Annotated in this window: 7 protein-coding genes; 3 read left to right on the forward strand and 4 right to left on the reverse strand. The window is 43.5% G+C overall.

Features of this window, described 5'->3' with window-relative positions; all coding sequences use genetic code 11:
* Nucleotides 1-72: 72 nt before the first annotated feature.
* Nucleotides 73-1,185, forward strand: coding sequence for a tRNA 2-thiouridine(34) synthase MnmA (mnmA, locus tag ACQKCG_RS10290; RefSeq protein WP_427585392.1), 1,113 nt, complete (start codon nucleotides 73-75; stop codon nucleotides 1,183-1,185).
* Between the two features lie 212 nt (nucleotides 1,186-1,397).
* The gene (gene purB / locus ACQKCG_RS10295) at nucleotides 1,398-2,789 is read left to right on the forward strand and encodes an adenylosuccinate lyase (RefSeq protein WP_427585390.1); all 1,392 of its coding nucleotides are present in this window, start codon (nucleotides 1,398-1,400) and stop codon (nucleotides 2,787-2,789) included.
* Nucleotides 2,790-3,002: 213 nt separating this feature from the next.
* Here the strand turns inward: purB and ACQKCG_RS10300 are convergent, their stop codons facing one another.
* The gene (locus tag ACQKCG_RS10300; protein WP_057759633.1) at nucleotides 3,003-3,188 is read right to left on the reverse strand and encodes an NF038104 family lipoprotein; all 186 of its coding nucleotides are present in this window, start codon (nucleotides 3,186-3,188) and stop codon (nucleotides 3,003-3,005) included.
* A gap of 190 nt (nucleotides 3,189-3,378) precedes the next feature.
* Between ACQKCG_RS10300 and ACQKCG_RS10305 the strand changes: the two genes are divergently transcribed.
* The gene (locus ACQKCG_RS10305; RefSeq protein WP_102092827.1) at nucleotides 3,379-4,551 is read left to right on the forward strand and encodes a cupin domain-containing protein; all 1,173 of its coding nucleotides are present in this window, start codon (nucleotides 3,379-3,381) and stop codon (nucleotides 4,549-4,551) included.
* Between the two features lie 192 nt (nucleotides 4,552-4,743).
* On the opposite strand, the gene ACQKCG_RS10310 is transcribed toward ACQKCG_RS10305, so the two are convergent.
* From ACQKCG_RS10310 to ACQKCG_RS10320, 3 genes are all read right to left on the reverse strand, one after another.
* Entirely contained in the window at nucleotides 4,744-5,436 is a 693-nt protein-coding gene (locus ACQKCG_RS10310) for a 1-pyrroline-5-carboxylate dehydrogenase (RefSeq protein ID WP_057759629.1), read from the reverse strand.
* Nucleotides 5,437-5,447: 11 nt separating this feature from the next.
* A complete protein-coding gene (gene putA, locus ACQKCG_RS10315; RefSeq protein WP_427585391.1) occupies nucleotides 5,448-8,711 on the reverse strand; it encodes a bifunctional proline dehydrogenase/L-glutamate gamma-semialdehyde dehydrogenase PutA in 3,264 nt (1,087 codons plus the stop codon).
* A gap of 739 nt (nucleotides 8,712-9,450) precedes the next feature.
* Nucleotides 9,451-10,746 carry an NCS2 family permease gene (locus ACQKCG_RS10320; RefSeq protein WP_101204806.1) on the reverse strand — a complete coding sequence of 432 codons (1,296 nt, stop codon included), beginning with the start codon at nucleotides 10,744-10,746 and terminating at the stop codon, nucleotides 9,451-9,453.
* Nucleotides 10,747-11,345: the final 599 nt, after the last annotated feature.

The following is an 11,345-nucleotide window of genomic DNA, read 5'->3' on the forward strand; positions in this document are numbered from 1 at the left end:
TCTTTTAATGCTCATCGCCCTTTAACACTTGCTGATGTCGAAAATCCTAGTACCAAGCATGTGATTGTCGGTATGTCAGGCGGGGTCGATTCTTCTGTATCGGCCGTTCTACTTCAACAGGCAGGCTTCAAGGTCGAAGGCTTGTTTATGAAGAACTGGGAAGAAGATGACGGCACCGAATACTGTACGGCGATGGATGATTTAGCAGACGCGCAAGCCGTATGTGACAAAATCGGTATGAAGCTGCACACAGCCAACTTTGCTATGGAATACTGGGATCGCGTATTCGAGCACTTTTTGGCAGAATATAAAGCAGGACGCACCCCAAACCCTGATATCTTGTGCAATAAAGAAATTAAGTTTAAGGCGTTTTTGGACTATGCGTTGACCCTTGGGGCAGATTATATCGCTACAGGTCACTATACGCGCCGCAGTGTGAACTATACCAATGCCGAAGGTGATGAGGTTGCACAGCTCTTACGCGGTCTTGATAATAACAAAGATCAAAGCTATTTCTTACATGCGGTTGGCGGTGACAAAATCGCCAAAACGCTATTTCCCGTTGGCGAGCTTGAAAAGCCAGTGGTACGTCAGATCGCTGAGGAGCATGACCTAGCGACGGCTAAAAAGAAAGACTCTACGGGTATTTGCTTTATTGGTGAACGCCGCTTTAAAGATTTCCTACAACAGTACTTGCCTGCACAAAAAGGCGAGATACTTACTGATGATAATAAAGTCATCGGTACTCACGATGGCCTCATGTATTACACATTGGGTCAACGTGGCGGCATCGGCATTGGCGGTGTTAAAGACCGTCCTGAAGAACCATGGTTTGTATTGGCAAAAGATTTAGAGAAAAACCGTTTAATCGTCGGTCAAGGGCATGAACATTCAATGCTAATGAGCAACGAGCTAAAAGCCTATAAGCTCGATTGGATTGACGGTCTACCGCCTGCGGATGTGTTTAGCAACGAAGGTCTAGCCTGTATGGAAAAGTCTCGCTATCGCCAGCCAGACCAAGCGTGTCGCGTATTTGCGACCAATGGTGATGGCAGCGAAGTGCGCGTGGTATTTGATGAGCCACAGCGCGCCGTCACCCCTGGTCAGTCAGCGGTATTTTATATTGATGAAGTATGTCTGGGCGGCGGAGTGATTGAATCTATTGATGCACCTTGCGGATTTTAATTAATTCCTAAGATCCAACTTAAAGCAGAGAGGTTGATGCAGTGAATAGATTGATTTTAACGAGGATCAACATCGCTTTATTTGCATAGACCGCTTTTTTAATATCATATTTCTGCTATATTACGCGCAACGATTTCGATGTCGTTTTTTATATGGTAATTTTTTATCTAGACTCTTGCAGTTTTTTATTTCATAACTACTGAGGCATAACCATGACCCCACTTACCGCTCTCTCTCCAATTGATGGCCGTTACGCATCAAAGGCTGACAGCTTACGTCCTTATTTATCTGAATTTGGTCTAATCAAAGCTCGCGTTACGGTAGAGATTCGTTGGTTGCAGTCTTTAGCTGACAACAGCGCAATTGGTGAATTAGCAGCATTTGATGACCAGACCAACGCTTTTTTGAATGCAATCGTTGATGATTTTAGCGAAGCAGATGCTCAAGCTATCAAAGACATCGAAGCGACGACCAATCATGATGTAAAAGCGGTTGAGTACTTTATCAAAGACAAGTTCCGTGGTCAGGATGCCTTAATCGATTCACTTGAATTCATTCACTTTGCCTGTACCAGTGAAGACATCAATAACCTATCGTATGCATTGATGCTAAAAGACAGCCGTGAGCTCGTCGTTGCCAAAATGCAGCAAGTGACTGATAGTATCGTTGACTTATCTATTGCTCATGCTGACCAACCAATGCTATCACGTACGCATGGTCAGACAGCCAGTCCAACAACGCTTGGTAAAGAGATGGCAAACGTGGCCTATCGCCTAGCTCGTCAAATCAAGCAAATCGGTCAAGTAGAGTTGTTAGGTAAGATTAACGGCGCCGTTGGTAACTACAATGCCCATTTTTCAGCATACCCTGATGTTGACTGGCAGACTCACGCTGAATCATTCATCAATCAGCGTTTAGAGTTAACGTTTAACCCTTATACGACTCAGATTGAGCCGCACGATTATATCGCTGAGTTGTTTGATGCTGTTAAACGCTTCAATACAATCTTGATCGACTTCAACCGTGATATTTGGCAATATATTAGCTTAGGCTATTTTAAACAGCGCCTTAAAGATGGTGAAGTTGGATCTTCTACCATGCCGCATAAAGTTAATCCAATTGACTTTGAAAACTCTGAAGGTAACTTAGGCGTTGCCAATGCGATGCTGGCACATTTGGGTGAGAAGCTACCAATTTCACGTATGCAGCGTGACCTATCGGACTCAACCGTATTACGTAATATCGGTGTTGGCCTAGCACAAAGTATGATTGCGTTTGATGCTTGTTTAAAAGGTGTTGGTAAACTTGAACTAAATGAACAGCGTTTGAATGATGACTTGAATCAAGCACAAGAAGTATTGGCAGAACCGATTCAAACCGTTATGCGTCGCTACCGTGTTGAAAACCCGTACGAAAAACTAAAAGCATTAACTCGTGGTAATGCCATGACTCGTGAAGCTATGCTAACGTTTGTCGAAAGCGATGAGCTATCGGCGGTTAGTGATGCGGATAAAGAACGCTTACGTGCATTGACGCCTGCTACTTATATCGGTAATGCCGCTGAGCAAGCACGCGCTATTAAAGAATGGATTGCCAAGCTGTAATAACTGATAAGAGTATACTTGTAATAAGATCGGACTAGAAAGGTAGGAGCGCCTAGTATTATTTACTCGCTCCTATCTTGATAGCATTTTTATCTTATTAAGTTGTTATCTTAATAGCTATTATCTGAATAAATAGTAACCTTACTTTGAACGCTATGATTGGTTTTGATTCAATTGCTTTTGATTCAAAACCCATAGTCGATAAGTAAGGTTTTATTTTTTATCATCATCGTCATCACTGTCGCCCGGTATGATGGCTTTGCCTACAGCGACGGTTCCTTTAACTACGCCTTTGGTAGTTTTATAAGCGATTTTTGCGGGTACTGTGACGATTTTATGGACACAGGCTTGTAGCAAAAACACGCTAGCGATAATGACAACAAAATGCAGCTTTTTCATAACGTTCCTACGATTGAGTGGATGCTCTGATGACAGCTATTATTTTGATAATCGTTATTGTTTATATGTACTATATAAACGTCACCAAAATAATAGACATCAAATAGATGACAATCTTAAACTATTAAAACCTTCCTATAAAGCATCCCTTATTATTAATCTTGTACACCGCCAAAATATGGATTTATCAATGACTTCTATTCCTCTTTGTTTACCCGACTCTATCACGCCTAAGCAATTCCTGACTGAATACTGGCAAAAGAAGCCACTGCTTATTAAGCAAGGGTTGCCGCAGCTAGTTGATATGTTTGAGCCAGATGACATGATTGGTCTTGCACTTGAAGAAGATGCTAGCGCAAGACTGCTGACTCAAGCAGCCAGTAAAAAAGAAGGTCAGGCACAGTGGCAACTTAAAAAAAGCCCACTGAATGAGACTGATTTTGAAAACCTACCAGAGCAATGGACCGTATTGGTACAGAATCTTGAGCAATGGTCGCCAGAGCTTGGTCAGTTGTGGCAAGCGTTTGACTTTATTCCGCAATGGCAGCGCGATGACATCATGGTCTCTTATGCGCCAGCAGGTGGTTCGGTCGGTAAGCATTATGACGACTACGATGTGTTTTTGGCACAAGGCTATGGCTCTAGACGTTGGCAGTTAGGCAAATTCTGTGATGACCAGACAGAATTTGTTGCTGATGAGCCGCTTCGTTTATTTGACGACATGGGCGAGCTTATTTTTGATGAGATACTAGAAGCGGGTGATGTGCTTTATGTACCGCCGAAATTATCACATTTCGGTGTAGCACAAAATGACTGTTTGACTTTCTCGTTTGGTTGCCGCCGTCCAAACCTGATGCAAATCATCGATAGTGTGGCCGATATTGCGACTAACGACAGCAAGCTATTTATCCCGATGCTACTACCGCAAGCGCTACAAGCGTCAGGTGAATTGCAAGCAGATAGTATTGCCGCTATCAAGGCGCAATTACTAGAGATGCTACAATCTGATCGCGGTGATGATATGATTCGCCAAGCAGTTTCTGAAGTAGTTAGTAAACGCCAATATGATGCGCTGATGCCAGAAGAGACGTTAGATACCGATGAGCTAATACAGGCCCTATCAGAAGGGGCCACATTGCAGGCGGACTATAGCAACCGCCTACTCTATAGCCAGACCGATGATGGCACTGTACTGTATGCTAATGGTCAACGTATCGATGGGCTTGATGAATCGGCGATAGCAGTACTAGTACGCTTGGCCAATGGTGAAGCATTACAACATAGCGACGTCACCGATGTTGATGCAGATGATTTGAGCGAATGGCTAGAGAACGGCTGGGTATGGGTTGATATTGCTGAATAACATCCTGTCATCAGGCTTCAGTTAAACAGCATAAACAAAAAAAACCGCTATCTGATAATTACTCAGATAGCGGTTTTTTCTTATACATCTTATGCAATCACTAGTTTGGTAGTTATAGCGCTACCAAACACCGCTTAGCCTTTATAAAAGTTGATATAAAAGCGAAGCGGATTCGTAATTAATGCAGTGATTCTACTCTGTACCAAGCTCAAGCAAGCTCGCGTTACCACCGATTGCTGTGGTATTGATAGTCTTGACTCGCTCAGTGACAAAACGATGTAGGTAGTCAGGCGTTAGCATTTCTGACAAGCCTTCCATATCAGTAACACTAATAACCTGCGTCAAAATACCGTCAGTATTGGCAAGCTCTTGACTGACGGCTTGCACTTCGCTGCGGCTACCAGAGACAGCCACTTGCGCTAGACGATCGATATATAAAAGTGTCACAGTTTGCGAATCATTAGCCACACTTAATACATCTTCGCTGATACCTGTATCGTGCAATATCTTAGCAGCTTCATTACACATCTCATCTTGGCTTGGGCAATGCAATATAACTTCATTACCTGTCAACAATGCCGCGATAAGCTGACCTAATACTGCCATGGCTCTAGCAGTTTCGCCGCCGATGACCATCGTCTTACCACGACCAGTCACATACAAGTCATTAGACTCGCCTGTTGCCCCTGTCATACGATGCATCTCATCCAAGCTAGGCGCAGCGCTCAACAAATGGTTGAATAAGCGCTTTGCTTTATTGGCATCACCAGTGAGCAATGCCAGTTTTGGAATGGCTGCTTGTAGATACGTTGCGCGGTTGACTGCGCCGAGTAATCGCCAAGATTCACAAACCTGGGCATGATTTTTTTTGAATTCAGTCGCCATGTTGCTACTCCTTATGCGAGTTCTGTTTGAGTGGTAGTTTGGGTTTCGGTCGCTGTCATATGAGCAGCTGACTGTTCAGCGTTGACTGTTTCTGAGCTAAGCTGCATCAGACGTGCGACATAGTGAGGGCCACCAGCTTTAGGACCAGTACCAGATAGGCCACAACCACCGAATGGCTGTACGTTTACGACCGCGCCGATTTGGTTACGGTTGATGTAAGTGTTACCGACAAAGGCACGGCGCTCAATATGCTCAACAGTATTTTCGATACGGCTATGAATACCTAGAGTCAAACCAAAGCCTGTGTTGTTGATAGCATCAATCAGCTTATTCAAATCACGTGCTTGGTAACGCAGTACGTGTAGAATTGGGCCAAAGTGCTCACCACCGATCACATCGATGCTCTTTACTTCGATTGCGGTTGGCAGTACAAAGGTAGACTTCTCTTGACTGACGACTGAGCTTGAGCTCATCGGCGTCTGTGCCAAGATAGTAGCAGTCGGCTCAGCACTCATACGTTCGATGTGTGCCTCTAAACCATGCTTAGCATCAGCATCAATTACTGGACCTACATCTGTAGCAGCATATAGAGGGTTACCTACAGACAGCTCAGCCATATTACCTTGCAATAGCTCGATTAAATCATCCGCCATCTCTTCTTGCACACATAATATGCGACAAGCTGAACAACGCTGACCTGCTGAACCAAATGCTGATAGTACCGCATCTCTAACGACTTGCTCTGGCAATGCTGTTGAGTCAACGATCATTGCGTTTTGACCGCCAGTCTCAGCGATAAAGACAGGCAATTCGCCACTGGTTTGTGCATGGTCATTTAAGCTTTGGTTGATACGTTGGGCTGTTTGAGTCGAACCGGTAAATATCACACCTGCGATATTGTCAGCAGCCGTCAAAGCACCACCTACGTCACCTGCACCAATGACCAATTGCAATGCTTCTGCTGGTATACCCGCTTGATACATTAATTGTGCACCAAAGTGAGCGACCAAACTGGTTTGTTCAGCAGGTTTCGCTACTACGGTGTTACCTGCAGCAAGTGCAGCTACAATCTGTCCCGTATAGATAGCCAATGGGAAGTTCCATGGACTGATACAAACGAAAGTGCCACGTGCTTTATACACTTGACGAGACTGCTTACCAGCCAAGTCTGTAAACTCATGTACGACATCATCTAGACGCTCTGCTTCGTCAGCATAGAAACGACAGAAATCAACAGCTTCTTTGATTTCATCGATGCCATCTTGCATGGTTTTGCCCGCTTCAACTTGGCATAGTGCCATTAGTTCAGCGTAGTTTTCTTCGTATAGCTCAGCAATCTTGCGTAATATCTCAGCACGCTTAGCAGCTGGTACATTTTTCCATATATCTTGACCAGCAACAGCAACGTCAATCGCTTGGCGAGCCACTTCAGCGTTGGCATAAGTTACTTTACCAGCACTAACTTCGTGGTTCCAAGGCGCAAGTACAGTTTGCGTATCAAGTTGATTCGTTTGACCATCCACTTCGTAGGTATCAACAGCTTTACCATTAATAATAGAGGTTGCTGACCATGTTTTGTGTAGATGGCTATCAATAGCTGATTTGAACGGCAGCCATTGTGACTCTACAAAGATATTAGGGCCGAAACTTGCACGGCGTTGACCGTAAATCTCTAACGGTAACGGGATGTCTGGATTGTGCAATGTTGCATTACCAAGCAGCTTGTCGTATGGATGGACCGTTAGCTTTTCGATTGGGTAAGACTTGTCTAGCAACTGATGAACAAACGAGCTGTTGGCACCGTTCTCAAGCAAGCGGCGTACCAAGTACGGTAGCAAGTCTTTATGCGCGCCCACCGGAGCATAGATACGTACAGGAATCTCATAAGCTTGCAAAATATGATCATAAAGCGCATCGCCCATGCCGTGCAGACGTTGGAATTCAAAGTCTCTATGTGCACTCATGGTCATGATTGATGACAGTGTATGCGCATTATGCGTCGCAAACTGTGGCCAGATTAGCCCGCGCAGATGGTCTGACAATAAGAAGCGCGCACAAGCAAGGTATGCAGTATCCGTACCTTCTTTACGTGTCCAAACGGGATAGCCTGATAGACCTTTTTGCTGAGCAAGTTTGATCTCAGTATCCCAGTAAGCGCCCTTAACTAGACGTACTGGAATACGATCACCGACTTCAGTAGACAAACGAGCAAGCCACGCTAATACAGCAATAGCGCGTTTAGAGTACCCTTGTACAACGATACCTAAACCATCCCAGTCCGCCGTTAAATTATCACGGTACAAAGACTCAAACAGTTTTAGAGAAATCTCAAGGCGATCTGCTTCTTCAGCATCAATACTGATATCGACATTGACTTCACGTGCCGCTTCAATCAATAGCAGGCAGCGCTGACGCAATAAGCCCATTACTTGCGCCTCTTGCGTGGCTTCATAGCGAGGATGCAGTGCTGATAATTTGATAGACACTGACGGCTTTGGCATACCTTCTTTAACTTTTACGTTGGCCGTAGCTCTGATCGCATGTAGATAGTCGTTGAAGTATTTTTCTGCATCTTTATGCGTGATGGCCGCTTCACCTAACATATCAAATGAGTAGGTATAGCCTCTGTTACGATATGGCTGGCTGTTTTTATTGGCGTCTTCGATGGTCTCGCCCAATACAAACTGATGACCCATGATACGCATGGCTTTTTGCATCGCACTACGAATGACAGGCTCGCCCATCTTTTTAGTCATGCGATCCAAGAAACCTGATGCAGTGGTGCTACTGTCAATACTGACAACGCGGCCAGTCATCATCATGCCCCAAGTAGAGGCATTGACCATAAAGCCATTGTCATTTTTGATGTGCTTTTTCCAGTCAGCCACACTCATTTTGTCATGAATCAACGCATCAGCCGTATAGTTGTCTGGTACACGAATCAAGGCTTCTGCCAAGCTCATGAGCAAGATACCTTCTTGGGTATCAAGGCTATACTCGAGCAATAATGAGTCAACCATCTTGACGGCTTTACCATCATTACGCACGTGCTCGACCAGTTTGCGCGTTTGCTCAGCAGCAGCATCGCGTTCTTCTATACTGGGTTTGGCAAGTGGCAATAACTCAGACAACCAACGTTCTTCATCGGCGCTATATAGCGGTGAGATACGCTTATTTAGCTCTTCTGCTGACTGGGCGAGATACTCAGGCGACAGCATATCAACAGGATTAAACAAGATCGGCTCTTGCGGGGTAAACTGGTCTACTGGGTTCATAATAACTCCATAACTATCGTTTAAAAACCATAATAAATGGTGCTTTAGGAAGTCTGATCGTCCTGTATAACTGCTCATAACCGCTATCAAAAAATAGTGGTTACTGACGGATATTCACAGCAATAATCAAAAGACCAAACGGCGCCATCACAAAACTAAAAATCCAGCATAGGCTGGAGACGGTTAAGTAGGTCGTTCGACTGTTAAACGGGCTACGTTAACAATACAAAGGCAACAACGAAAAGCTAAGCGGCATTAGTGCCTTCTTCTTGTTAGTAGTGAAAGGAGTGTGATGACCAAATATCGCCTTATTGAACCGAAAAATCGCTCTAATAATTACAAATCTGTCATCTTTGATGATGCTAATTCACTGTAAGAAAAACCTCTACGGCGTTGATTGAGGTGATGCGCTTAACTCGGCTATAATATCACGAAATTTTTTTTCAAACTAACGAAATTAATCATTTTCAAATAATTAATTTCTATCTAAATAACAATAACTTACAAGCACTTTATTGGCCATGACGCTTTGGTTACGTTTTTTTGTTTACTATTGCCCATAGTGTGGCATCACCCTACTTAATACTGGTATCAGAAATACTAAACATTAACCATAAGAATATCGGGATTAAATTAAGACGATAGTCTTATAATGCTGACAAAAAAAACCCTCCTTATCATCAGCTGATAAGGAGGGTTTCTTGTTTAAGACACTATTAATGTCTTACTACACTTTGCATTATAAGAAAATAATCTTGAACAACAATATAGCAGTTAAAATCCAGACAGCGATACTGATATCTGCAAACTTACCTGCAATTGCTTTTACAGCCGTAAAGGTAATAAAACCAAGTGCGATGCCGTCAGCGATAGAGTATGTAAGCGGCGTGAATAGCAATACCACGACCACTGGTGCTGCTTCTGTTAAGTCGCTCCAGTTAATGTCCTTTAGGGTACCCATCATGAGCACGGCTACATAAAAGATAGCGCCAGCCGTTGCATAAGCTGGAATCATACCCGCTAGTGGCGAGAAGAAAATACTGAACAGGAATAACACACCTACCGTAACAGCCATTAAGCCTGTACGGCCACCTGAGGCAATACCAGAGATACTCTCAATATAACTGGTCGTCGATGAAGTACCCAGTAAAGAACCCGCTACTGTCGCTGTTGAATCAGCGAGTAGTGCCTTGCCCATATTCGGGATATTGCCATCTTTGTCCGTTAGCTTTGCTTGGCTAGTGGTAGCAATCAAAGTACCAGCAGTATCAAACAAATCGACAAATAAGAAAGCAAAGATAACACTGATCATGCCCACATCAAATGCACCAGCAATGTCTAACTGCATCAGCGTCGGTGCAATAGAAGGCGGTGAAGAGATGATACCTGTGAACTGCGTATAGCCCATTAATAAGCTAATCAGTGCAACCAATAAAATACCAATGGTTACCGCACCTGGGACTCTCTTGTAAGACAGGCCAATGATAACAACAAAACCTAATGAAGCCATGACAGGACCAAATGACGTCATGTCACCAAGGCCAACTAAGGTTGCATCATGATTGACGATGATACCTGCACTTTGCAATGCAATAAACGCCAAGAACGCACCAATACCAGCGACTACGCCGTTTTTAAGAGACGTTGGAATGGCATTAATGATTGCTTCACGAATCTTAAATAGACTCAATAGTACGAAGATACAACCAGACAAGAACACCGCACCTAACGCTGTCTGCCACGCGTAGCCCATACCAAGCACCACACCATAGGTAAAGAAAGCATTAAGCCCCATACCTGGTGCCAGCGCAACTGGTAGTCGGGCGTAGATACCCATGATGAAACAACCTACTGCTGCTGCTATACAGGTCGCTACAAATACGGCCCCTTTATCCATACCTGCATCGGCTAAGACGTTAGGGTTGACAAAGATAATATAGGCCATCGTCAAGAACGTGGTTATACCAGCGATGATTTCTGTTTTGATCGTGGTATTTTCACCATTAATCCCAAAATAGCGTTCAATTGCATTCATAAGTGTCGCCCCCGACTGGCTAATAAAAAGTCATCATTACCTAAAATTGAACATGACCTCAGCGAAAAAATAACGATGCCACAATAAGAATAATGTAGTAACAAAGCGTAACATATTAGACCAGTTATCTTACAAACTCAATCGTTGATAATGTCTATCTCGTACAAAATAGGATTTTGAAAGACTTCAAGACTATCGGTCAGAAAAGCCACATGAAAAGCTATATATAGTCATGCTGCCCTACGCTATTCGAAAAACTACTTTCTATTCGCTGTTAATTTAACATTCGGTTTGAGTCATGAGTTTTAGGTAATAAGTATTTGCTCGGTCATTATCCATGTTATTCAACTAGCTATTGAATGAATCAATAGCAGCCCACCTAAATAGTCGTTTAACACATTAATAATGACCTTTCTTTCATTTAGAAGTAAACTAACAGGCTATTATGTTGATGTCTCAGTGGTTGGACTTATGATCAGAGGATCTTTATCAAACAAGATTTTTGATATAGTCACTGCACTACAAAAGAGTTATGTTTTGGATGAATATCATAAAACAATTTAGATAAGTCATTTTCCATCCAACCTTGGCGTAAAAAC

The organism is Psychrobacter sp. NPDC078929 (genome assembly GCF_050267985.1).
GTDB lineage: Bacteria > Pseudomonadota > Gammaproteobacteria > Pseudomonadales > Moraxellaceae > Psychrobacter.

Bases quoted from the DNA above. Each gene is read 5' to 3' on its own strand.
- mnmA (WP_427585392.1), top strand. From the start codon at position 73: ATGTCAGGCGGGGTCGATTCTTCTGTATCGGCCGTTCTACTTCAACAG.
- purB (WP_427585390.1), top strand. From the start codon at position 1,398: ATGACCCCACTTACCGCTCTCTCTCCAATTGATGGCCGTTACGCATCA.
- ACQKCG_RS10300 (WP_057759633.1), bottom strand. From the start codon at position 3,188: ATGAAAAAGCTGCATTTTGTTGTCATTATCGCTAGCGTGTTTTTGCTA.
- ACQKCG_RS10305 (WP_102092827.1), top strand. From the start codon at position 3,379: ATGACTTCTATTCCTCTTTGTTTACCCGACTCTATCACGCCTAAGCAA.
- ACQKCG_RS10310 (WP_057759629.1), bottom strand. From the start codon at position 5,436: ATGGCGACTGAATTCAAAAAAAATCATGCCCAGGTTTGTGAATCTTGG.
- putA (WP_427585391.1), bottom strand. From the start codon at position 8,711: ATGAACCCAGTAGACCAGTTTACCCCGCAAGAGCCGATCTTGTTTAAT.
- ACQKCG_RS10320 (WP_101204806.1), bottom strand. From the start codon at position 10,746: ATGAATGCAATTGAACGCTATTTTGGGATTAATGGTGAAAATACCACG.